The organism is Bacteroides reticulotermitis JCM 10512, from assembly GCF_000517545.1.
Classification (GTDB): Bacteria; Bacteroidota; Bacteroidia; order Bacteroidales; family Bacteroidaceae; genus Bacteroides; species Bacteroides reticulotermitis.
Genome location: NZ_BAIV01000002.1, coordinates 62,105 through 85,535, shown reverse-complemented (window position 1 = coordinate 85,535; position 23,431 = coordinate 62,105). Strand labels below are relative to the sequence as shown.

17 protein-coding genes and 3 pseudogenes are annotated in these 23,431 nt (G+C 42.0%); 14 read left to right on the top strand and 6 right to left on the bottom strand.

The genetic code is table 11. The annotated features are described in order from the left end of the window. Positions 1-282: 282 nt before the first annotated feature. The 3 genes and pseudogenes from JCM10512_RS01315 to JCM10512_RS01305 all read left to right on the top strand — a co-directional run bounded on the left by JCM10512_RS01315 (position 283) and on the right by JCM10512_RS01305 (position 2,358). A pseudogene (locus JCM10512_RS01315) lies at positions 283-845 on the top strand (RNA polymerase sigma factor). Next, a complete protein-coding gene (locus JCM10512_RS21110) occupies positions 842-1,285 on the top strand; it encodes a hypothetical protein (protein WP_052517061.1) in 444 nt (147 codons plus the stop codon). The pseudogene JCM10512_RS01315 and the gene JCM10512_RS21110 overlap by 4 nt, the downstream one beginning before the upstream one ends. Before the next feature lie 5 nt (positions 1,286-1,290). After that, positions 1,291-2,358 (top strand): hypothetical protein, encoded by a 1,068-nt coding sequence (locus tag JCM10512_RS01305; protein WP_044159699.1) that lies wholly within the window; start codon positions 1,291-1,293, stop codon positions 2,356-2,358. Positions 2,359-2,405: 47 nt separating this feature from the next. On the opposite strand, the gene JCM10512_RS01300 is transcribed toward JCM10512_RS01305, so the two are convergent. The 4 genes and pseudogenes from JCM10512_RS01300 to JCM10512_RS24515 form a co-directional block, all read right to left on the bottom strand. Beyond that, the gene (locus JCM10512_RS01300; RefSeq protein WP_044159696.1) at positions 2,406-3,368 is read right to left on the bottom strand and encodes a tetratricopeptide repeat protein; all 963 of its coding nucleotides are present in this window, start codon (positions 3,366-3,368) and stop codon (positions 2,406-2,408) included. A gap of 42 nt (positions 3,369-3,410) precedes the next feature. Beyond that, positions 3,411-5,345 (bottom strand): RecQ family ATP-dependent DNA helicase, encoded by a 1,935-nt coding sequence (locus JCM10512_RS01295; RefSeq protein ID WP_044159694.1) that lies wholly within the window; start codon positions 5,343-5,345, stop codon positions 3,411-3,413. Between the two features lie 48 nt (positions 5,346-5,393). Next, a pseudogene (gene recJ / locus JCM10512_RS01290) lies at positions 5,394-7,110 on the bottom strand (single-stranded-DNA-specific exonuclease RecJ). Positions 7,111-7,294: 184 nt separating this feature from the next. Further along, on the bottom strand, positions 7,295-7,429 hold the full coding sequence (locus JCM10512_RS24515; protein ID WP_262482578.1) for a hypothetical protein: 135 nt from the start codon (positions 7,427-7,429) through the stop codon (positions 7,295-7,297). A 280-nt stretch (positions 7,430-7,709) separates the two neighbouring features. On the opposite strand from JCM10512_RS24515, the gene JCM10512_RS01285 reads away from it, so the two are divergent. The 6 genes from JCM10512_RS01285 to JCM10512_RS01260 are packed head-to-tail and all read left to right on the top strand — an operon-like array spanning position 7,710 to position 16,013. Continuing rightward, on the top strand, positions 7,710-8,267 hold the full coding sequence (locus tag JCM10512_RS01285; RefSeq protein ID WP_044159692.1) for an anti-sigma factor: 558 nt from the start codon (positions 7,710-7,712) through the stop codon (positions 8,265-8,267). Then, the gene (locus tag JCM10512_RS01280) at positions 8,258-8,875 is read left to right on the top strand and encodes a FecR family protein (RefSeq protein ID WP_044159690.1); all 618 of its coding nucleotides are present in this window, start codon (positions 8,258-8,260) and stop codon (positions 8,873-8,875) included. The genes JCM10512_RS01285 and JCM10512_RS01280 overlap by 10 nt, the downstream gene beginning before the upstream one ends. Before the next feature lie 12 nt (positions 8,876-8,887). Next, complete coding sequence (locus tag JCM10512_RS01275) at positions 8,888-12,211, top strand: SusC/RagA family TonB-linked outer membrane protein (RefSeq protein ID WP_044159688.1); 3,324 nt, start codon at positions 8,888-8,890, stop codon at positions 12,209-12,211. Positions 12,212-12,223: 12 nt separating this feature from the next. After that, positions 12,224-13,642, top strand: coding sequence for a RagB/SusD family nutrient uptake outer membrane protein (locus tag JCM10512_RS01270; protein ID WP_044159686.1), 1,419 nt, complete (start codon positions 12,224-12,226; stop codon positions 13,640-13,642). Positions 13,643-13,658: 16 nt separating this feature from the next. Further along, positions 13,659-14,408, top strand: coding sequence for a DUF4843 domain-containing protein (locus JCM10512_RS01265; RefSeq protein WP_158332165.1), 750 nt, complete (start codon positions 13,659-13,661; stop codon positions 14,406-14,408). 9 nt (positions 14,409-14,417) lie between these two features. Continuing rightward, positions 14,418-16,013 carry a PKD-like family lipoprotein gene (locus tag JCM10512_RS01260; protein ID WP_158332164.1) on the top strand — a complete coding sequence of 532 codons (1,596 nt, stop codon included), beginning with the start codon at positions 14,418-14,420 and terminating at the stop codon, positions 16,011-16,013. A gap of 49 nt (positions 16,014-16,062) precedes the next feature. On the opposite strand, the gene JCM10512_RS01255 is transcribed toward JCM10512_RS01260, so the two are convergent. Then, positions 16,063-16,575 carry a sigma-70 family RNA polymerase sigma factor gene (locus JCM10512_RS01255; protein ID WP_044159680.1) on the bottom strand — a complete coding sequence of 171 codons (513 nt, stop codon included), beginning with the start codon at positions 16,573-16,575 and terminating at the stop codon, positions 16,063-16,065. Positions 16,576-16,859: 284 nt separating this feature from the next. Between JCM10512_RS01255 and JCM10512_RS01245 the strand changes: the two genes are divergently transcribed. Further along, a complete protein-coding gene (locus JCM10512_RS01245; RefSeq protein ID WP_044159676.1) occupies positions 16,860-18,026 on the top strand; it encodes a thioredoxin family protein in 1,167 nt (388 codons plus the stop codon). A gap of 36 nt (positions 18,027-18,062) precedes the next feature. Continuing rightward, positions 18,063-19,235 (top strand): thioredoxin family protein, encoded by a 1,173-nt coding sequence (locus JCM10512_RS01240; RefSeq protein WP_158332163.1) that lies wholly within the window; start codon positions 18,063-18,065, stop codon positions 19,233-19,235. 60 nt (positions 19,236-19,295) lie between these two features. Here the strand turns inward: JCM10512_RS01240 and JCM10512_RS01235 are convergent, their stop codons facing one another. Beyond that, complete coding sequence (locus tag JCM10512_RS01235) at positions 19,296-19,742, bottom strand: acyl-CoA thioesterase (RefSeq protein ID WP_044159673.1); 447 nt, start codon at positions 19,740-19,742, stop codon at positions 19,296-19,298. Between the two features lie 359 nt (positions 19,743-20,101). Here JCM10512_RS01235 and JCM10512_RS01230 point away from each other — a divergent pair, with 359 nt between their 5' ends. The 3 genes and pseudogenes from JCM10512_RS01230 (at position 20,102) to fmt (ending at position 23,429) form a co-directional block, all read left to right on the top strand. Beyond that, positions 20,102-20,665 (top strand): L-threonylcarbamoyladenylate synthase, encoded by a 564-nt coding sequence (locus JCM10512_RS01230; RefSeq protein ID WP_044159671.1) that lies wholly within the window; start codon positions 20,102-20,104, stop codon positions 20,663-20,665. Further along, positions 20,666-22,458, top strand: a pseudogene (locus JCM10512_RS01225) (chloride channel protein). A 2-nt stretch (positions 22,459-22,460) separates the two neighbouring features. After that, positions 22,461-23,429 carry a methionyl-tRNA formyltransferase gene (gene fmt / locus JCM10512_RS01220; protein ID WP_044159668.1) on the top strand — a complete coding sequence of 323 codons (969 nt, stop codon included), beginning with the start codon at positions 22,461-22,463 and terminating at the stop codon, positions 23,427-23,429. Positions 23,430-23,431: the final 2 nt, after the last annotated feature.

The following is a 23,431-nucleotide window of genomic DNA, read 5'->3' as shown; positions in this document are numbered from 1 at the left end:
TATATGATTAACTCTTTATTTAGTTCTTAAGCATCATTGTCACTAGACACATACAAACTCCCGCTCTACTTTGCTGCTAAAGTAAAAGTAAAAAAAGAAGTAATATGCATAAGTAAATGATTTCATCCGAATCGTTGTTTTTTTCTCTTTTGTTTCTAATTCAGGGGCAAAAGTAATAAATTTCTGTTATATTCAAACAATAAATGATATTTTTTTCTTTTTTTGCCGAAATCATTCGACTTGAAGTGCATTTGGACGTATTATATATAAACAGGTGATGAAATGATAACTCAAGAACAAATCGGGAATCTTATTGAACGAAGCAAAGCTGATGATAGGAAAGCTTTTGCTCAATTGATTTTAGAGTTTCAGGAGCGTGTATTCAGACTTGCCTTTCGGCTGCTCTGTCAGGATGAGGAAGCTCGGGATATGACTCAGGAGGTGTTTATTAAAATCTGGCTATCATTGGATAAATACGATTCCACCTATCGATTTTCTACTTGGCTCTATAGAGTCACTTGTAACATGTGTTATGATCGTTTGCGGGCTTTGCAGCGTTCACCTTTTAATTATGCAGTTGAGGATGCCAAAACATGTAATGTCGCAAGCCGCGAGACATAGAAGAGCGTATGATTAATAGAGAATTGAAAGAATTGATTTTGCGTTTTACCGAAGAACTTAGTCCGAAACAAAAGATCGTATTTACCTTGCGTGATGTGGAAGAGTTGGAGGTCTCGGAAGTCATACTGATTACGGGGATGACCGGCGTGGAAATCAAACAGAATCTGTATCATGCACGAAAGATTATCAGAAGTAAAATTAATCAAATAAATGCGGGCTTATGAAAAGTGAAGAAGAACAATATGAGCAATGGTTACAAGAAATGAGGTTAGCCTCACCGGTCTTAAGAGAACCTGAAAAGATGGTTGAACTGATCTTTGAAGGAATAGATAATACGTCGCGGAGGAAGAAGAAAATATCCAAATTGATAAACTGGAGTTTGTCAGTGGCAGCGAGTTTGCTATTTACGCTCTTTGTTTATGAAACGTATGTTTATCCTATCACGTTCGACAGGGATCAGGCTGGAATAGCCTTGCAGTCAACAAGTTTTCTTTTGGAACCAAAAGAACCGGAAGAGACGATTGTATGGACGCCGGAGATGGGTGTCATCGAAAAGAGCCAGCGTTTGTCTGCTGTGTGGAAAGAACGTCGGGAAGAGGAGTCTCGAAAAAAGATTTTTATCTATAAGTTTTCTCAAATAACTCATACTAACCTAATAAAATAGAACTTATGAAAAGTGGAAGTAAAATAATCGTTCTGGTCTTATTGCTGTCATTCACAGCTTGTACCAGTCATTTTAGGATGACGACTCGGGTACATCGGGATGGAACAGTAGAACGTTCTGTATATGCGTTTGCCGATTCGGCTTTTCGGGCGGGTGATCGTTCAACGACTCCTTTCTTATTCTTGTTAGATGCTAATTGGCAGGTTACGTGCTTGGACTCTTTCGAACTTTTTGATTCGTTTGGCGAAAAGCAGAAAGTAAATGTGAAAGTAAGTCGGTCGTTGAAAGGGACAGAGGATATGCTTTTCTTTACTCCCAAAGAAGAATGGATGCGTTCATTGGTTGCACCTCAAGAGAAACTTGAAAAGCATTTCCGTTGGTTCTATACGTATTATACCTACTCATGTAGCTTTGGAGAGATCACAGAAAAAGGCCCTGTCTCCATGGATAAATATTTGACTAAGCAGGAACAGAGATTGTTGTTTCAAGGGGATTTGAATGGCTGCGTGGATATGAATGGAATTGAACTGAGCGAGAAATTAAACCAGTTGACTACTCAGTTCCAGCAATGGCTTTATCAAACTCAGTTTGAATTGGCTTATGGCGTTGTAGAGCAGTTCTTGGATGCCTTGCCGGACACGGTCCGTTTGTCGCAGATTCGAAGAGATAAAATGACAGTCTTTGCACATGATAAAACTCTAAAAGATAAGCCGGACTGCTCTCCGGAATACATCTGCAAACTGCTGGACGAACAATATGGTGGTGACTTTTTTACCGAAATGTACAAAGCGCGTGGGGAAGCGATGGATAAAGAGTTTGAAAAGAGGGGTCGTATCGTCGAACTGTTTGCTAACCAAATCAAGTTTGAACTGGCTATGCCGGGAAAATTGATCGCTGCTAATACGCAGTTGACCGAAGATAATCAGCTAATCTGGAAGGTGGATGGCTATCGTTTACTACCGGGAGAGTATGTGCTAAAAGCAGAATCGCGTACAGCTAACGTCTGGACCTTCTGGCTAACCGGCGTGTTGTTGCTGTTCATCGGATATGTATTGATCAAAAAGAGAAAATAATGAAAGAGATGTTCGGTACCGCTTGACAACCGGTACCGAACGTGTGCTTAAAATATCCCGGGTAGTGTTTCGGGCTTTCCACCTAGATTGTTGTAGCTACCGTTCAAAGCAGCTTCCTCCTTAGGATTCAATTCCAAGGATATCTTCATATCTTCTACCGAGCCTTCTTTGTCCCCATTCAATAATTTGGCACGGCCACGCTCATGATAAGCCGCCGCAAAGTTGGGGTTTAGCTCAATTGCTTCATCGAATAAGCCGATTGCCTCTTCCATCTTCTTTTGAGTAATAAAGAGCTGTCCTAGGTATAAATAGGCCTGCTCATTGAATGGATTGATTTCCGTAACGAGTAAGTAGTCAGCTTCGGCTTCGCTCATTTCATCGTTGGCCTCTTTAACCTTTCCGCGAAGAAGAAGTGCGGCCTCTTCTTCAGCATGATGAGCCAATATAGCATCTATATCCTCCATTACTTCCGAATATTGTTTCATGTGGAGTAGGGCTTCGGCACGTATCAAGCGAGCTTCGATGAAATCTTCTTTCAGCGCGATTGCCTTTGTGAGATGAGCAATAGTCATAATCTCGTCATTCTGACCCTTACGAGCTTTAGCCAGAAAGAAATGTGCCATTGCGTTACTCTCTTCTAATTCAATAGCTTTCTGAGCAGCTTCTTCCATTGCCGGATAATCTTCGAGTATATAGCATACATTAGCCAGTGATAGGAAAGTGTTAGTGACATGAGATTCCATCTCCGCCATGCGTTCTAACAGATTTCGGGCATTAGCCGCCTCTCCGGATTGGATGTAAATTTGGCTGAGGTAGCCCATTGTTTCAAAATCCTCTTCGATAGCGAGTGCTTCAGTAAAACATTTCACGGCATAATCAATACGTCCCATGCGTTGTGCGCGTAGTCCGTCATACTTAAATATCTCAAAATTCTTTTGGTCGTTTTTCTGTTTTTCATCTTCTGTCTTTTCCGATTTACGGGAGAATAAAGATTTAAAGAAGTTCGGCATGATTTCTTATAATTTTAGAGTTTACATTGCAAATGTAATAACTTATTTTGGAATTTGTATCATTCCGCTTTCGATCTTTATGATTCCTGTTTCCGATAAGTATTGAAGAGCTTGCGCTAAAATTTCATGATTAGTTTCTAGTTCGTTCGCTATTTCGATTGGAGTTTTAGGGCCATGCTCCAATAAAGTTAATATCCGGCTCTTTAATTCTTCCAGCATTTTAGTCGTTAGGTTGTTCGCCGACCGGTTACTGAGGCAGACGTCGCACTGTCCGCAGTTATGCTCATTTTTCTCTCCAAAGTAATGCAATAGCATCCGGCTTCGACAAGCGCCATCGGTTGTTACATAATCTACCATCGCCTTAATGCGCATCTCATATCTTGCTTTTCGATCTTCATAGGCTGAGGTAGGAATCTGGAGAGCATGCAACTCGATTCGTTCGCGCGTGTATATTATATAAGGCGTTTTTTTCCGTGGGATGTAGTCTACGATACGTCGTTTGGTTAATGCCACTAAGATGTTGTAGATCTGTTGCCGTGTTAAACCGGTGCGTACGGCAATGGAGTCTTCGCTGATGTACGCATAGTCGGTAAATACCCCTGTGTAAGAACGTAAGATCGCATGTATCAAAGCTTCCGTTTCGGAGCCCATCTCCCGTAGCTTGTATAGTTCATCCCGGCGGAGTGTGAAAAGAATGCGGGAAGCATTATCTTGTTCGTCCGTATATTCCAGATAGCCGGCTTGCGTCAATATCCTCAATGCGCTGTCCACAGGTACGGGGAAGTGTTTGAACTTGCGGCAAAATTCTTCCAGATTAAACTCTCTTATACATTGAAATCCATCGCCCATGGCCATCTGATAATAGTATTGTAGATGCTCATAGACCTGTATAATATACTCTTTGACGGGAAACGTATCAGAAATTCGCTTTTGTAATGTTGTTCGGTCGGACTGGGAATATAGTATAATAGCATAGGCTTTATCGCCATCTCTACCTGCGCGTCCGGCTTCTTGGAAATAAGCTTCCAGTGAGTCAGGAAGATCCAGATGAAATACGATTCGGACATCAGGTTTGTCGATTCCCATGCCAAACGCATTCGTTGATACCATAACGCGGACTTCACCGTTTTGCCATCGTTTTTGGCGAAGATCTTTCACAGCATTATCCAGTCCGGCGTGATAAAAATCAGCGGTGATTCCTTCGTTGATCAGAAATTCGGTGACTTCTTTCGTCTTCCGTCGGTTACGCACATAAATGATGGAACTGCCCGGAGTTCTTTGTAGAATACGTAATAATTCACCATACTTATTATCGGTCTTGTGGACGAGATAAGCCAGGTTTTTCCGTTCGAAACTCATGCGGAATACATTTTTCTCGCGGAATTTCAGCTTCTCCTGTATGTCTTCTACTACTTCAGGTGTTGCGGTTGCCGTCAGTGCCAGTATAGGGGCGTTCGGAAGTAGGTCTCTTATCTCGGAGATTTTGAGATAAGCCGGACGGAAGTCGTAGCCCCATTGGGATATACAATGACTTTCGTCCACGGTAACCATAGAAACCTTCATGGATCGAAGTTTGGTACGAAAGATTTCTGTGTCCAAACGTTCGGGAGATATATACAGAAATTTATAATTGCCGAAGATGCAATTCTCCAGTGCGGTAAGTATCTCTTGCCGAGACATACCGGAGTAAATGGCAAGTGCTTTAATTCCTCTTTTCCGGAGGTTCTGCACTTGGTCTTTCATTAAGGCGATGAGCGGAGTAATAACGATACAGATTCCCTCTTGTGCGAGTGCCGGAACTTGGAAGGTAATCGATTTACCTCCCCCGGTAGGCATCAATCCTAAAGTGTCGCGTCCTTCACCGATACTGGTTATGATAGCTTCCTGTAGATCACGGAAGCTATCATAACCCCAGTATTGTTTTAGTATGGAACGATAAAGTTCTATCGGATTTCTCTCCTTTTTATTGTTCTCCATGTGGTTAGGCTCTCTGAGCCTCCTTGTCATTCGCGAAAGGGAGGCTTGCTATTCAGCAGGTTTGATGTCCTCGATTTGCAATTGGACTTCTCCACGTTTATGCGTATTCTCTTCGATCGTATAACAGATGTCGAAGGAACGTTTGGTTTTGATGTATCGTACGTGTGAACTTTGCCCAAAAGCAATACCGTTCATGACATTATTCGACTTATTATCGACCAGTTCCAACTTGATATGTTCCTGTTCACGTCCCACCACTTTGCTCGTTCCGTAATCATACACATGATGTGTGCAGAAGATCGGTTTGAGATTGTCAGGCCCAAATGGATTGAATTTCTTCAAGTGACCAAAGAACTTACTTGTGATATCTCTGAAATCGATTTCGGAATCTATATTTATAAAAGCACTCGTTTGCTCCGGTAGAATGTGTTGGGAAACAAATGCTTCGAACCGTTTGGTAAATGCTTCCACATTCTCCACTTTCATTGATAAACCGGCTGCATAGGTGTGCCCACCGAAATTCTCCAAAAGATCCCGGCAATGTTCAATTGCTTTGTATACGTCGAAACCCGATACGGAACGTGCCGAACCGGTAGCCATATTGTCGGTACGTGTTAAGACAACTGCCGGACGGTAGTAAACCTCCGTTAGGCGAGAAGCTACAATACCGATTACACCTTTATGCCATTCTTCGTTATAGATCACGATAGAGCGTCTGTCAGCTAATCCTTCGAGGTTGTTAACGATTTGATTAGCCTCCTCTGTCATCGTTTTATCCAGATCTTTACGAGTCTCATTGTATTGGTTAATCTGTCGGGACTTCTCCAATGCCGCGGAAAAATCTTTTTCCGTTAATAGATCCACTGCTTCTTTTCCACTCTGGATTCGTCCCGATGCATTGATGCGTGGTCCGATTTTGAAGACAATGTCACTGATTGTGATTTCCCGTTCAGACAATCCGCAAACATCAATGATGGCTTTCATACCTATACTCGGGTTGCTGTTCAACTGCTTTAAGCCATGGAAAGCCAGAATTCGGTTTTCCCCCATAATCGGCACAATGTCTGAAGCGATGCTGACTGCTACCAAGTCCAGCAAAGGGATTAGGTGATGAAATTCGATGCCGTTGTTAATCGCGAATGCCTGCATGAATTTAAATCCGACACCGCAACCGGATAGGTGCGTGTATGGATACGTATTATCCAACCTTTTGGCGTTCAAGATAGCGACAGCCGGCGGGAGAATATCATCGGGTACATGATGGTCGCAGATGATAAAGTCGATTCCCTTTTCTTTTGCATATGTGATCTCTTCTACAGCTTTGATACCACAGTCGAGCACAATAATTAACCCTACGCCACTTTCGGAGGCATAGTCTATCCCTTTTTTAGAAACTCCATACCCTTCGTTGTAACGATCGGGGATGTAATAGTCAATGTTTGAATAAAACTGTTGAATAAACTTGTAGACCAATGCTACGGCAGTAGTACCGTCTACGTCATAATCTCCATAAATCAGAATGCGTTCTTTCTTTCCCATCGCCTGGTTCAGACGTTCTACCGCAAGGTCCATATCCTCCATCAGGAATGGATCGTGCAGGTCGGGCAACTGCGGGCGGAAAAACTTCTTGGCTTCCGGAGCCGTAGTGATTCCCCGCTGTATCAAGAGTTGGCCAAGGATAGGACTAATCCTAATTCTTGTGCTAATTCTTGCTTGTCTCTGCCTGTTCGGGTGTAATGGGTTGATAATTCCATTTGTGATTCATTTTATATATTGTTTTTTCTTTTTCTGTTCTCAAACGTCAGAAGGCTCTACTTTCCAACATGGGGTAAAATTACGAAAAAAAGCGGAAGTGGAGAGTACATCTGATGAAATTATTTCAGTCAGGTGCAGAATAAAAGAACATTTAAGAGTCTTTGTTTTGATTTAAATCGTGCGCAGGATAGGTGCTAGTGGAATAAATACTTATCCGGCCCTATGGTTAGTTTGTTGAAAAGAACGATTAAAAGCAGGAAAAGGCAGTTGATGTAACTGTTTACACCTACTGTGACAGCAGTGCCACCGCCTTGGCACAACTGTGCCATCGCTTTGGCACAACTGTGCCACCGTCTTGGCACTGCTGTCACAACGGCATAGCACTACGTTTTACTTCTATCTTTTTGAACAGAAATAACTAATAAATTGCTTCTTCTATTCGAAAGAGTGAAAGATAGTGAATTGCCTGTTTATTCTGACAAAAGAGAATGATTTTTATACAAAAGATAAGCAAGGCGAACGATAATTAAGTGAAAAATGATTTTTTTTCTATTTATTCATTCACGAGTATTGAGGAAATTGGTGTTATATAGGTAAAAAGGTCACATTATGGGAATAAAAAATAAAAAAGACGAAAAGGTGTTTGATTCAAATGAACTCCCGGAAGAAGAGAAAAGGCTATTTGAAGCGTGGTTGGAGGAGAAGGACCATCGGGCACTGCTTAGTCAATGGAGTGAATCTTCTTCTATACAGCGGGATCTTATTAAACTTCGATTTCTGAAAGAGCGAAAGCGTCACAATCTAAAACGCTTTGTTCATGCTATCCATCGGAAGCAACGATGGAGAAATGCATCGATCGCCGCCTCTTTTCTTTTATTACTGGGACTGGGGACCGGATTGTTCTATTTTATAACGCCCCGAGTGGATGAACCGGTTGTGTTAATTCCGGAAGTGGACCATCCCGTAATGCTCAGAACAGCTTCTCGAATTGAGTTCCTGGCCAACCATCAACCAATAAATAGCTTGGAGCAGCAGGGAGTACGGATTTATACTTCAGAAGAGAAAATCAGTTATTCGAAAGAAGGCAATTATCTGCCAAGTATTAATGACTCCTTGCTCTATAATGAATTGATTGTCCTCGGGGAAAGATTTATGATGTGGAGTTAGCTGATGGGACAACAGTACGTCTCAATTCTGAGTCCCGCCTGCGTTATCCGATTCTTTTCAAAGAAAACAGTCCGCGTGAAGTCTTTCTACAGGGAGAAGGTTATTTCCGGGTACAAGCGGATGCCGAACATCCGTTTATCGTACATTCTCCACGTGTCAAGACCTTTGTGTATGGAACAATATTTAATATAAAAGCTTATCCGAAAGACTCTTACAGCAATGTAACTTTGATTGAAGGTAAACTTAAAGTAACCGACGCCAAAGGGCTCGACCAATTGCTGCATCCCAAACAAGAAATCAATTGCAATAACGACACCTTCGTGAGTGTTCCTGAAGAGACGAATGTGGAAGATATTATTTCCTGGAGCGAAGGGAAATTGTATTTCAACAACCGGAAGCTTTCGGATATTGCGAAAGATTTGGAACGCAAATATGACATAAAGATAGTTTTTAATTCTCCGGCGACCAAACAACTAATATTCTACTCGAAAACTCAGAAATTCAATCAGATTGAAAGCATCTTGGAATTATTAAAACTGACCGGAGAGGTCGATTATCAGATTAAAGGAAGAACTGTATATCTAAATGAGGGTAATGAAAATAATTAAACACTAAAAACAATGAAATTTATTAGAAGATTTCTGGCAAACACGAAACGTGTTGGAGTGCTTTTTAAGCCTATCGGCTTGAGCACATTGTTGTTGGTTTGCTGTAGCACATGGGCTGTAGCTCAGAATGTGAGTGTAAACTTGCACAATGTCTCTTTGCAGCAGGCTATAACAGCTATTGTAGACCAGACAAATTACGGGATTTCTTACAATGTAGATGAAATGCCCAAGGAAAAAAACGTAACGATCAATGTTAAGAATGTATCTTTTGATGCCGCTATGGAGAGTTGCCTGAAGAAGTACGGGTTTACTTACATGGTACACAACAATACCGTAGTGATACAGAAGGTGAAGCAGCAGAAAACTTCCCGAGAAGAAGAGCGGGTCGTGAAAGGAAGTGTGCTTGACAATAAAACGGGTGAAGAACTTATCGGTGTCAATGTGGCCGCTGTTCGGAAAGGTAAAATAGTAGTGGGAACTACTACGCAGGTAGATGGAACGTTCTCCTTGAAAGTTCCGGAAGATGTCGTTTTGAAATTCACCTATGTCGGTTATAAAGAGCGTACCTTATCACTCGGAAATCAGGAAAACATCGTAATAAAGCTGGATGAAGACGAGAATCAGCTAAGCGAGGTGGTAGTAAATGGTTACTACAATCGTAAGCGCGAGAGCTTTACCGGATCCGAGATTTCTATCAAGGCGGAACAATTGCAGGATCTGGGAGCGACTAACATCATGAGCACGATCTCAGCTTTTAATCCTTCTTTGCGTATGACCGAACAATTGGAGTATGGTGCCGACCCGAACCGGGTACCGGAGATGACGTTACGCGGACAAAGTACCTTTGATTTGCGTGGATCTGCCGAAGGCTCCCGTAGCAATCCGAATGCTCCGCTGTACATTCTTGACGGGGTGGAAGTAAGCGCTGAAACAGTTTACGACTATGATATAAACCGAATTGATAATATTACCATCCTGAAAGATGCTTCTGCTACCGCTGTGTATGGTTCGCGTGGTGCCAATGGAGTCATTGTAATGAATACCAAGCGTCCGATTCCGGGACGAATAAAAGTATCCTTTAATGCTAATTATACCGTATCCATCCCCGACTTGCGAGATTATAACCTGATGAATGCAGCCGAAAAACTGGAGTTTGAGAAGCGTGCAGGTGTCTATGTCTATTCGGCCGGTGGTTCGGAAGGGCAGTTGCAAATGGATAAACTCTATAACGCTCGGTTGCAGGAAGTGGCTCGTGGAGTCAATACCTATTGGTTATCGCAACCGGTACAGACCTCTTTGAACCAGAAGTACTCAGCAGTGCTCGAGGGGGGCGATAGCAATCTGCGCTATCAGCTGAATCTGCGATATGATACCAATAAAGGAGTTATGAAGAAATCGGGACGTGATAATTACGGAATCAGTGCTGTGCTCGATTATAACATTGGAGAGAACTTTCGCGTTCGCAATGATCTGGCCGTCTCCAATCTAACGGCCAAAAATTCTCCGTATGGTTCTTTCAGTACATATGCACAGCAGAATCCCTATGATCGTATTTATGATGAGAATGGTGAGTTTGTCAAAGTGCTTTCCACCAATGCCATCAATCCGATGATTAATGCCAGTTTGCCGAATAAGGATGATACCAAGACAACTACCTGGCAAGATAACTTCTCATTGGAATGGAGATTTATGAATGCTTTTCGGTTAACGTCTCGGCTTAGCTATACAAAAGCGTTGGCACAGAGCGAAACGTTTCTTTCTCCCAATTCACCGGTGTTCAAGGATGAAACAGATGTGAAGCGGAGGGGAAAGGCGACTTACTCCAATTCTACCGAGGAGACTTTCGACGGAAACGTCATGTTGTCCTATTATGATACTTATAAGGACGATCATACATTAAATGTGACCGCCGGAACAAACTTTACCTCTACAGAATTCCACGCGCAAGGGTTTGCGGCTACCGGTTTCTTAAACGACAACCTAACCAATATCTATTACGCTCAGCAGTATGCCGAGAATAGTAAGCCGTCCTCCAGTTCGGACGTGTCACGCTTGGTAGGTTTCTTGGTGAATGCAAACTACGGTTTTAAAGAGAAGTATTATGCCGATTTCTCTTTCCGTACGGATGGTTCATCCAAGTTCGGTAGCGAATCACGGTTCGCTCCTTTCTGGTCACTGGGATTGGCGTGGAATGTCGATAAAGAGTCGTTCATGAACGAAGACTTGATGACGATGAAGTTGCGCGCCTCTATCGGTACTACAGGGAATATCAACTTTGCTTCCTCACAGGCTATCACGAAATATTCCTACGATCCGAACAATGTCTATTTGGATTCGTGGGGAGCTACTATTCAGGGATATGGAAATGATAAACTGAAATGGCAGAAAACCATGACCTACAATGTTGGTGTCGACATAACTTTATTGGATAATCGAATTTCGTTCTTTGGTGATGTATACCGTAAACTGACTGATAACCTGCTGTTACCTATGAATGTGGCTCCATCAACAGGTTTCTCGTATTATACAGAGAATGTAGGAAAAGTGGAGAACCTGGGTTTGGAAGGACGTTTACAGGTAAGTTGGTTACGTAAAAAAGAGTTTTCGTGGTCGACTACTTTTTCTGCTTTCCACAATCGGAATACCATCAAGCAGATATCGAATGAGTTACAAGCCATGAACGAGCGCAATAATACGGAGGACGAGAGCAATGTCGGTGGAACGGTAGCCAATCAGTACGAAAACGGTAACTCTACAACTGCTATTTACGTGGTGCGCTCGGCGGGAATTGATCCGGCTACCGGTAATGAAGTGTACATCAAACGTGATGGATCGTTGACCTCTGTTTACGATTACAAAGACAAGGTGGTGGTAGGCGATACCGAACCGAGTGTCAACGGTAATATAATTAATAACATCGCTTATAAAGGGTTGAATGTATATGCCGTGCTGACATATCGTGTCGGAGGTAAGTTGTATAATTCGACTTTGGCGACTAAGGTAGAGGGGGCTAACCCCACTTATAATGCTGATAAACGCGTGTTGTACGATCGTTGGAAAGAACCGGGTGACGTAGCCCACTATCGCCGGATTGATGATAATTCATCGGTATATCAAACCAGTCGTTTCGTACAGGATAATAATTCGTTGGTTCTGTCGAACCTGTCAGTAACCTATACCTTTCCTCAGCGCATTTCTAAAAAGTGGGGATGCGAATACTTTAAAGTTGTAGCCGCTACGACCGATTTGTTCCGACTCACCAGTATTAAGACAGAGAGGGGAACGAGTTATCCGTTTGCGCAGACTTTTTCATTGGGTATTAATGTTAGATTCTAAAAAAGGTGTCGTATGAATACAATTAAATATTTACTGCTCACTTTAGCCGTCTTTGCTCTATTTTCTTGCAGCAATTGGCTTTCTGTTGAACCGGAAACTTCGGTGGATGAAGAAAAACTGTTCTCTACGGAACAAGGTTTTAAAGATGCGATGGCAGGAGTATATGCCGACATGGCTTCCTCTACCTTGTATGGACAGAATCTGGGTTTTGGTTTTTTGGAAGTTTTAGCCCAGCAATATGATTATAATACGTTAAATAGTACCTACAATAGTTTTTATCGGGTGAAAGAGTATGAATATACTTATTCCACGGTCAAATCACAGATTTCTACCATCTGGCTTAAAATGTATAATACCATTGCCGAAGTCAATAATATATTTCGCTGGATGGATAAAAACGGTAGCGTGTTGCCGGAAGCAACTCGTCACCGTATCAAGGGTCAATGTTACATTGCTCGTGCTTACCTTCATTATGACCTACTCCGGCTTTTTGCACCTGATGTGCAGCGTCAACCCAATGAGCGGGGGATTCCTTATGTGGAAACATTCGGTATTATTCCCACAGAGGCCAATACGGTGGCTGAGGTTATTGAAAAGATCAAAAAAGACCTGACTACTGCTAAAGAGGAGCTGAAGGATGATCCGATATTGCAGGTCGTTCCATTTGAAATCGAAGATAAAACGGTATGTGATCAATACGTCGCTCAGGCAAATTACTATACAGCTGAGGCTTTATTGGCTCGTGTTTACCTCAATGAGGGTAATTATGTAGAAGCGCGTAATGCAGCTCAACGGGTAATCCAGTCCGGCAAGTTCCGCTTGGTTGATCAAGAGAGCAGCATCAATGTGCCGAAGGAGGAACTCGATATCTTGTTCAATGACGAACACATATTCTCGCTCAGAAATACCAATATACGTACTTATTCGGAGAATCTTCATTTAGGTAAGTCGGAGAACGGTGTAACATCGGGAGCGGCTCTCCCATTGACCAGTAATATACAGGATATTTTTGATGGGAATAATGATGATGTACGCTACTCGACATGGGTTCGCCAATCGGATTCGTACTTGATGAAATATAGTCAGGATATTAAGCGCTTCTATCCCAAGCAGGTCTTGATCAAATTGGCCGAGATGTATCTGATCTGCGCCGAAGCTCAGTTTAAATTGCATGATGACGATGCCTTAGAAACCTTGAATATTCTTCGTCGCTCGCGCATTACCAATCTGGCTACCAGCGATAAATACCAGCTTGATATGCAGGTGTTGCTGGGTGAAATGCGCCGGGAGTTTATCGGTGAGGGGCAGTTGTTCTTTGCATATAAACGGTTGAATAGTCCGATTTATAATGTTCTGAATGATGTGGAACCTAGTGATCGGGTTTTTGTATTACCAATACCTGATGATGAATTGGAATATGGAAAATATTAAATTAAGATCTATGAAAATGAGAATCATTACTATACTATGCCTGTGGGCATGCTTGGCTACTTCGTGTACGAAAGAAATCGAAGGTAGCTATACGGATGACAGCCGCATCTACTTTGAGTATCTATTTCAAGACCCGAACTATTATGGAACCCGGTTGATTATACGGGATTCTTTAATTGTTTCCTTAGGTAAATTAGATAAGGAGATTGAATCTTATGAAGTGAAAATACCGTTAAAACTGCTTGGATTGCCATTGACTACCGAAAGGCAGTATAAGGTCCATGTGCTCGAAGCGGGAACCGTGTTGAAAGGAAAGACTACTGCTCAGGAAAACATCCACTACCTTCCGCTAAAGGAATCCTATCAATTCCGGAAAGATGAGTGGACGGATACTTTGAAAGTAACTGTGCTCCGAAGTGCGTTGAATACAAGTTTTACAGCGAAAGAAAGCAAAACTCTGATGTTGGGCCTGGAAGAAACGGCAGACCTGAAGCTAGGAATGCGTGACGGATGGGAGATTAAAATGAGTATCAATAACTTTCTTGAAAAGCCAAGTTGGTGGAGAGAGGGTGGATTGGGTTATTATCATCCGGAGAAATATCGCATTCTACTATTGTTTGAAACAGAAGAGTTTTATGCAAGTGTAGATATTCTGAATAATGCCAAAAGATACATCGCCGCTATGAAAAGCTACTTGGAAGATCATGTGGTAATTGATGAAGAAACCGGCAAGAGAGTAGGATTTGATAGTTTAATTGACTTATAAATGCGGGATATGAAACGTATACATTTGTTTTTTGCGGTCCTTTTTCTACTAGGATTGAGTGGCTGCTACGAAGATAAAGGAAACTATGACTTTACATCTATTAATGAAGTGGCATTTGATGAGTTTCCTAAGAATCTTGAATTAGACCAATTCGATCAGTTAGTCATTAATCCGTCTTTTACCGGAAGCTTATATGATAAAGACGAGTCGAAGTATGAGTATGAATGGCGTATGAATTCCAAGGTAATAGCCAACACGCGTGATTTGGATTACCAGATTCAGGAGAGTTTGGGATCGTATACTTTGCGTTATACAATCACTGATAAAGAAAATCAAACGAAGGCATTTGCTACAGCTCAACTATTGATCAACTCATCGACCTCTTCCGATGGGATTCTGGTGGTGAGTAACCAATATGGAAAGGCCGATTTTTCTTATTTGCGCTTGGATAAGGAAGGGGTGTCATTTGCTCCTATGTTCTACAATAGAACACATGATGAACCCTTGGCTACCAATGTAACGCAACTTACTCAGACCTTTGTAGACGGTTATCCGAGCTATGTCACCAAATATGGCGGACAGGGTATCAAACTCATTGCCGATGAAGGGCTGTTAAGGTTTAGTAATGTAGATTTGGAACCGGCAGGCAAGATTGACGAACAGTTCTTTCTCGAATTCGGTTCGTTGTACCCCATTCCTGATTATAGTCAGTATAAACCGACTTACCTGGCTAGCTTTATCTCTCAGTGGCGACGTACTCCTTACGGGTCAATCATGAATAACGAATATACATATATCATTTCAGAGGATGGTACCTATATTATCTCCTATTCCCGCAACGGAGCCCCTAGCATTTATTCGTATCTTAAGGACAGCGATTATCGCTTGTCTCCGATGAGTTTCGAAACTGGGCGTTCGATACCGGCAAATTATAATAATAATGTATATGCCAGCTGGAGTGGAACTAGCCGAAGAGGAGTCTTTGATGAGAATACCGGACAGTTTTTTGTCTATTATTTCGGAGATATGAAAGCAGTGGATGCCACACAAGTATTTCCCGGTTATAAGGCTTTCTACGGAGAAGATACCTATCAGTCACTGCTTTGTTTTTCGGCCATTAGTAATGGGAGCAACAGCAAACTGTGTTCCTTTGATTTGAATCAGGAAATTCCTAAAGTAGCTAGTGTGGACGCTTCTTTGGTATCTGCCAAAAGTCGTTTCTTTATGCTGAGAAACCTGCCTTATGTTTATTTTAATACGGCTAAAGGATTGTACAAGTACAACATACTTAATGTTGCTTCGGGCATTGCACCGGCGGGATCGGATCAAATTCTGTCTTTGCAGGATTTCGGGTACGATGCGTCAGCTACAATTACGGATATCAGTTTGCACCGGGGAGAAAAGAAAATGTTGGTTTCTGTCAGTCGTTACAATACCGATGAAGATGGCAACGGGAGTGAGCTTAAAGGTGATATATTGGAAATCAACTTGGAAGGAACGGCTCCTAAACTGATAAATAAATGGGTTGGAGTTTGTGGAGCGAAGGCTTTGGTTATCTATAAGTACCGCACCTTTGCTCGTAATGATGAAGAGTACGTAGATTGACTTATTCCCTTCCTCCTTCATCTCGGGTGAAGCGGGGGAGGGACTTTGCTCAAAGGCTACAACATAAGTAGAATGTAAAGTTCTTGCGGAGTGTTTTTATGGCGAGGTAAATATGTGTTTTGACTGTGTTTATTGAAATACCCATTTCCTGAGCAACTTCAGCATAGTGCTTATTCTCAAAATAGATCATTCGAAGAACTGTCTGACACTGTGGTGGAAGGCTTTCAACAGCTCGATGGATTTCTTCCAATCGATTCATGTAACTTAGCTCCTCTTCTTGTTCATCCAGTATGTAAAGTTCGGAGGTTAATTCATGGAGACTCATTTTAGAAGAAAAATCACGCAGGTAGTTCAATGCGAAGTTTCTGCCACAAGTATATAGAAAGGCCGGAGTCGCATTAATCAACCGGTTCTTCTCCCAGAGCTTAATGAAAAGGTCCTGCACAATATCTTCAGCTACAGGAATCGAATGAACATAGTTATCAACAACGATAACCAAATGTTCAAAGTGCTCCTGAAATAGCTCTATTGCAGCTTTTTCGACTTTACTTGTGGAGGACATTTTGGGAAGAGATTTTTATCAGTTTAAATTCGTCATATTAAAGAACTTCTTCCTGCAAAAGGATGGAGTCATAATAAAAGGTCGTCGAAAAATACAATTTAGCAATGGTAAGCAACCAAGGTTAAAAGAGTTCGAAAACGCTATTATGGAAACAAAAATAAAGAATTTAGTTGAAATGACAAACCAGACAAACGATAAAAGCAACATTTACTGACTTTTAATGATAATGTTTCGGAGTAGTAGCCGAGCAAATTGAGATACAATTAATTAAAAAAAGAAATAAAATGAGAAGACATCTATTTACACTAATTATGTTGGCTGGCGCATTATCCGTTTTTGCGCAAGGGCATGGAATACAGTTTGTGCATAAGCCTTGGAAGGATATTGTGGCACAAGCAAAAGCAGAGAATAAATTGATATTTATTGATTTTTACACACAATGGTGCGGCCCTTGTTTGAATATGGCTCAGCAAGTGTTCTCTTTGCCGGAAGTAGGCTATTTCTATAACCAGAATTTTATCAATGCCAAAATTGATGCAGAGGAAGCAGAGGGAAGCGAATTGGCTAAAAAGTACGGAGTGCGGAGCTATCCGACGTATGCTTTTATTGCTCCTGATACGGAGGAGATGGTACATCGCAGCAGTAGCAGGCAAACCGCTGAACAGTTTATTGCAACCGGGCAAGGAGCTTTGCAACCGGAATTGCGCTCTTTCTATTTGGAGCGTGAATATCAGCAAGGTAATCGCAAACCGGAGTTTTTGATGAACTATATTCGGTATGAGCATTCTATTTATGCCCGCGAACAGGTTAGCACGGCATTTGATGAACTCATCAACGGGGGAGCTAAACTTACTCAGCGTCCGGTATGGGATTTGTTTGTCGGTACAATTAGTGGACTTACGCCTTACTTGAAACAAGTGTCCGACCAGTATGCTGTTTTTTGCCAGTTATATGGTCAAAAAGAGGTGGATGCAAAATTAGCAAAAGAAACTACCTACGGTGACTTGGAGGTTATTGAAAAGTTCTGTAATTTTGAGGGTAAATTATTTAATAGCCAGATGATTCGCATTCAATCGGCTTTGCGTGCAAAGAAGTATGATGAAGTGATTGCACAGATTGATGCGTTAATTGCAGATCCGGCTGTTGATCAGCAAGCTCTGATAGAGCGGTTGAAGTTTATCGCTCGTTTGAGCTACTATCAGCGGGAAGAAGTTCCGCAAAACTGGTTCGATAAATGTGTGGAGTATTTGCAATATATAGCCTACAATCAGACGGTGCGAGATGACGCTTCTATACATCAGGAATATGCTGCTGCTTTGGAAGAAGTAATCCGCCGACAAAAAACAAAAGAGAGTATTCCGGCTTGTCTGACTACTCCTCCTGTACATGGGAAAATCGTGTACAACCTTCGACCGGATGTATTGAAGATGAAGCCCAGACGGAATAAGTAAATGTATTTAGAATATTGACTAAAAAGATAAATGATTATGAAACTAAAGAAGATGCTGATAGTACTATTATTGGCTTGTGTTTCGAATGTAAGTTTCGGCCAAGAGGCTGCTCCCGAAGGTGAAGGCGTGAAGTTCCTTGATGGTTACACGGTTACGTATGCTCAGGCACTCGCAGATGCCAAGAAAGAGTCCAAACTTCTTTTTATCGACTGTTATACAACTTGGTGTGGTCCTTGCAAAATGATGATTCGCGATGTCTTTTCGCTGAAAATGGTAGGTGATTACTTTGCTCCCCGTTTTGTATCCATCAAGTTTGATATGGAGAAAGGCGAAGGATTGGAATTACGCAAGAAGTTTGACGTAAAGGCTTATCCGACCTTCCTGATTATCGATCCGCAGAAGAATACGGAACTTACGCGAATTGTTGGTGGAGATAAAGCCGACAAATTTGTTGAAACGATAGAGACAAATCTAAAAGCAGGCGGTTTGAGTGCTTACGACGAGAAATATGCTGCGGGAGAAAGGAGCGAGGAGTTTGTATTAGCTTATATCAAAATGCTTTCCGCTGCTTACAAAAGTGAGAAGTGTGGGGAAGTAGCGGATGCGTATCTGGCAGGAAAAGAGAGTCAGTTGCTTACTAATCAAGCTCTTTATGACATGTTTATGCAGCATGTAACATCAGCTGATTCTCCTTCGTTTATGTACGTGGTTGATCACAAAACGGAGTTTTCTCAAAAATATGATGAGAAAAAGCTGAATCGTAAGCTCCAAATGGTTTGGGAATCGTTTCCACAGAAATATCTGGTAAAGAAGGATGATGGGACATTGGTTTTTGATCAGGCTGGGATGGATCAATATGTTTTGAAGATGAAAAAATATGATGTGCAGAATATTGATCGAATTTGCCTGAGCACAGATATGTATGTCGCTCAACAGCAAGAGAAGTGGCCCACGTATTTGGAACTATGCAAACAATATGTAGATCAGAACGGGAAAAGTCATTTCTTGATTTACAATTATGCACTGCGCATAGAGCGTGGTTGCAAAGATGAGGCTGTGCGTTGGAATACTGCGGAATGGCTCAAAACAAGCAAAGTACGTTTGGAAGAGGAGTTGCAGAAAGATCCGGCTATGGATGAGGCGAAAAAGAAAGGCTTGACAGGCTATCTGACTAGTTATGAAGGCTTGATAGCTAAGCTAGATAAATAAATAGATTGCTAACGAAAACAGTTCCGATCGGCTTGCACCAATCGGAACTGTTTTTTTATGCTAAGTTGTGCTAGTTTTCTTCTTTCGCAAATCACGTCCTTCATAGACGCAAATAGCTTCGATCCACTCTTCGGATAGCGGTTTGGACTCATGCTTTTCAAGATCGAAAGTGACCATCACCGATTTGCAGATACATTTCACTTCTTGCGTATTGGTATCAATCACTCGCTGAATTAAATGAAAGCTTTTAGTTCCAATCTCCGATACCGCAGTTTGTACGGCAATATGATCTGAGGCGAATATTTGCGTCAGAAAGTTGGCCTCAATATGTACTACAACGATACCATCTTTTTCCCAGTCAACACCCGGACATACAGCCGCAAAGTACTCAGTCTTCCCCAGATCGTAAAAAGAAAAATAAACAGTATTGTTTACATGCCCGAATTTATCTACATCGTTGAAGCGTAGCTGGATCGGCAGCGTGTGGTGAAATTCGATTTCTTCCATTGTTATCACTTAATCTTTTTTTGAATTCGCTGCAAAAGTACGACTTTTTTGTGGAAACAGCATGTTTTGCTGCCACATGTTCATCAAGAAATGGTATTGATGTCTCAGTCGGGTTCAAATGATGTGCAGGTAATCTGGAGTTACCTTTGCAGCTCTTCTTAATCCTTTCGTTGAGAAAGTCGGAAATCGATAAAAGAGAATTGGGCTTTTATGTACAACTGGATTAGATTGATAACATGCTACTCAAACAAGGGTGTGTAGGAAAAAACGTTTTCTTCCATTGTTTTTACTTAATCCTTTTTAAATTCGCTGTAAAAGTGTTATTTTTGCATGTCATTCTCAACTGAAAACAATAAGAAATGATTGAAGATATAAAAAAGGCTTGTCAGGTGATGAGCGAAGGAGGAGTGATTCTCTACCCAACTGATACTGTTTGGGGAATAGGCTGTGACGCTACTAACGAAGAAGCTGTGCGGCGTGTGTACGACATTAAAAAACGAGCCGATAGCAAAGCGATGCTGGTTCTGGTAGACAGTTCGGTGAAAGTGGACTTTTATGTGCAGGACGTGCCCGATGTGGCTTGGGACCTGATCGAAGTTTCGGATAAACCATTAACAATTATTTATTCCGGTGCTCGCAACCTAGCTCCGAATCTGCTGGCAGAAGATGGAAGTGTAGGAATACGGGTAACAAACGAAGCCTTCTCCAAACGCCTTTGCCAACAATTCAGGAAAGCAATCGTTTCAACATCCGCTAATGTGAGTGGAGAACCGGGAGCTGCTAACTTCAGTGAAATCAGCGAGGAAATCAAGTCGGCTGTTGATTATATTGTTGGTTTTCGGCAAGATGATATGAACCGCCCCAGTCCCTCAAGTATTATCAAATTGGAAAAAGGTGGAGTAATTAAGATAATTCGAGAATAAATGGAAAAAGATAAGCAGAGTTTATTGCAGCAGTTTATCAAATGGCGTGAGCGGAATATTAATGAAAAACAATTTATTCTGATATTAAGCTTTCTGGTTGGTATTTTTACAGCTACGGCAGCTCTGATTCTGAAGTTCTTTATTCATGAAATACAAAACTTTCTCACAGAGAACTTTGATACAACGGAAGCTAACTATTTATATTTAGTATATCCGGTTGTTGGTATATTCCTCGCAGGTTGGTTCGTACGTAACATCGTTAAAGACGATATTAGCCATGGAGTAACGAAAATCCTTTATGCTATTTCCCGGCGACAAGGGAGAATTAAGCGGCACAACATCTGGTCGTCTACAATTGCAAGTGCTATAACCATCGGTTTGGTGGATCAGTTGGAGCAGAGGCACCGATCGTATTGACCGGTTCGGCTATCGGTTCCAACCTGGGTAGTGTCTTTAAAATGGAACACCGTACCTTGATGCTACTTCTCGGCTGTGGTGCGGCTGGGGCTATTGCCGGTATCTTTAAGGCGCCCATTGCCGGAGTGGTGTTTACGCTTGAGGTTCTAATGATCGACCTTACGATGTCTTCACTGCTTCCATTGTTGATTTCCGCAGTGACGGCAGCTACAGTCTCTTACGTTATTACGGGGACGGAAGCGATGTTCAAGTTTCATCTCGATCAGGCTTTTGAACTGGAGCGTATACCTTATGTTATCTTGTTGGGTATCTTTTGCGGGCTTGTTTCTCTCTACTTTACGCGCATGATGAACTCCATCGAAGGCGTTTTCGGTAAATTGGCCAATCCTTATAAAAGACTAGCTTTTGGGGGAATCATGTTGAGCATTCTGATCTTTCTTTTCCCGCCGCTTTATGGGGAAGGGTATGATACAATCAATTTGCTGCTGACTGGAACAACATCCGCAGAATGGGATACGGTGATGAACAACTCCATGTTTTATGGAGATGGTAATTTACTACTTATATATCTCTTATTGATCATCTTCTTTAAGGTTTTCGCTTCGAGTGCAACGAATGGTGGAGGAGGATGTGGAGGTATCTTTGCGCCTTCACTCTATTTGGGTTGTATCGCCGGTTTCATTTTCTCACATTTTAGTAACGGCTTGGAGTTTGCTGCCTATTTGCCGGAGAAGAACTTCGCTTTGATGGGAATGGCGGGTGTGATGAGTGGGGTTATGCATGCTCCGCTGACCGGAGTCTTTCTAATTGCTGAATTGACGGGAGGGTATGATTTGTTCCTACCGCTGATAATCGTTTCGGTAAGTTCTTATCTGACGATTATTGTTTTCGAGCCGCATAGTATTTACTCCATGCGTTTGGCTAAGAAGGGACAGTTAATCACTCACCATAAAGACAAGGCGGTGTTGACCTTGATGAAGATGGAAAATGTCGTTGAGAAAGACTTTGTAGTTGTACACCCCGAAATGGACTTAGGTGAACTGGTAAAGGCTATCGCTGCTTCTCATCGAAATGTTTTTCCGGTAACGGATAAACGGACAGGCGAGCTGTTGGGAGTAGTCCTTTTAGACGATATTCGGAATATAATGTTCCGACAGGAACTTTATCACCGGTTTACTGTTAACAAGCTAATGATATCTGTTCCGGCCAAGATCTATGAAACGGATGGTATGGAGCAGGTTATGCAGACATTTGATGATACGAAGGCTTGGAATCTTCCGGTCGTAGATAAGGATGGACGTTATCAAGGATTTGTTTCCAAGTCGAAGATTTTTAACTCATACCGGCAAGTGCTGGTACATTTTTCAGAAGATTGATTATGAAGAAAGAAGATTTACGAATAGTATATATGGGTACTCCCGACTTCGCTGTGGAGTCACTGCGTAAGTTGGTTGACGGAGGTTATCAGGTTGTAGGAGTGATAACCATGCCTGATAAACCAGCTGGTCGCGGACATAAAATTCAATATTCACCTGTAAAGGAGTTTGCTTTAGAAAGGAATATTCCTTTGTTGCAACCGGAAAAACTGAAAGACGAATCTTTTATCCAGTCACTTCGCGAATGGAAAGCCGATTTGCAAATTGTGGTTGCTTTCCGGATGTTGCCGGAAGTGGTGTGGGATATGCCTCGGTTCGGAACATTCAACCTGCACGCATCCCTTCTTCCTCAGTATAGAGGAGCAGCTCCAATCAATTGGGCGGTTATGAATGGAGATGCGGAGACTGGCATTACCACCTTTTTCCTACAACATGAAATCGATACCGGTCGAGTGATTCAGCAAGTTCGTATCCCGATTGCCGAAACTGACAATGTGGGCATTGTGCATGATAAATTGATGATATTGGGCGGAGAACTGGTTGTCGAAACAGTTGATGCGATACTGAATGATACAATCAAACCGATTGCTCAGGAAGATATGGGGGTAGTTGGTGAGTTACGTCCTGCGCCGAAAATATTCAAAGAAACTTGTCGCATTGATTGGCAACAGCCGGTCAAGAGGATTTATGATTTTATTCGGGGACTCTCTCCTTATCCGGCTGCATGGAGCGAATTGGTGAATCCGGAAGGCGAGGCGGTGATCGTGAAGATTTATGAAAGCGAGAAAATTATTGAATCTCATCAACTTGCTTCGGGAACGATTGTGACGGACGGCAAGAAAGTTATGAAGGTAGCTGTGTCCGATGGATATATTTCGATTCTCTCTTTGCAACTACCGGGTAAGAAACGTTTGAAAACAGAAGAATTACTTCGCGGATATCGTCTGACGAATGATTTTAAAATGAACTAACT

Bases quoted from the DNA above. Each gene is read 5' to 3' on its own strand.
- JCM10512_RS01295 (WP_044159694.1), bottom strand. From the start codon at position 5,345: ATGGAGAACAATAAAAAGGAGAGAAATCCGATAGAACTTTATCGTTCC.
- JCM10512_RS01260 (WP_158332164.1), top strand. From the start codon at position 14,418: ATGAAACGTATACATTTGTTTTTTGCGGTCCTTTTTCTACTAGGATTG.
- JCM10512_RS21110 (WP_052517061.1), top strand. From the start codon at position 842: ATGAAAAGTGAAGAAGAACAATATGAGCAATGGTTACAAGAAATGAGG.
- JCM10512_RS01300 (WP_044159696.1), bottom strand. From the start codon at position 3,368: ATGCCGAACTTCTTTAAATCTTTATTCTCCCGTAAATCGGAAAAGACA.
- JCM10512_RS01305 (WP_044159699.1), top strand. From the start codon at position 1,291: ATGAAAAGTGGAAGTAAAATAATCGTTCTGGTCTTATTGCTGTCATTC.
- JCM10512_RS01285 (WP_044159692.1), top strand. From the start codon at position 7,710: ATGGGAATAAAAAATAAAAAAGACGAAAAGGTGTTTGATTCAAATGAA.
- JCM10512_RS01240 (WP_158332163.1), top strand. From the start codon at position 18,063: ATGAAACTAAAGAAGATGCTGATAGTACTATTATTGGCTTGTGTTTCG.
- JCM10512_RS01230 (WP_044159671.1), top strand. From the start codon at position 20,102: ATGATTGAAGATATAAAAAAGGCTTGTCAGGTGATGAGCGAAGGAGGA.
- JCM10512_RS24515 (WP_262482578.1), bottom strand. From the start codon at position 7,429: ATGGCACAGTTGTGCCAAGGCGGTGGCACTGCTGTCACAGTAGGTGTA.
- JCM10512_RS01270 (WP_044159686.1), top strand. From the start codon at position 12,224: ATGAATACAATTAAATATTTACTGCTCACTTTAGCCGTCTTTGCTCTA.
- JCM10512_RS01235 (WP_044159673.1), bottom strand. From the start codon at position 19,742: ATGGAAGAAATCGAATTTCACCACACGCTGCCGATCCAGCTACGCTTC.
- fmt (WP_044159668.1), top strand. From the start codon at position 22,461: ATGAAGAAAGAAGATTTACGAATAGTATATATGGGTACTCCCGACTTC.
- JCM10512_RS01255 (WP_044159680.1), bottom strand. From the start codon at position 16,575: ATGTCCTCCACAAGTAAAGTCGAAAAAGCTGCAATAGAGCTATTTCAG.
- JCM10512_RS01265 (WP_158332165.1), top strand. From the start codon at position 13,659: ATGAGAATCATTACTATACTATGCCTGTGGGCATGCTTGGCTACTTCG.
- JCM10512_RS01275 (WP_044159688.1), top strand. From the start codon at position 8,888: ATGAAATTTATTAGAAGATTTCTGGCAAACACGAAACGTGTTGGAGTG.
- JCM10512_RS01245 (WP_044159676.1), top strand. From the start codon at position 16,860: ATGAGAAGACATCTATTTACACTAATTATGTTGGCTGGCGCATTATCC.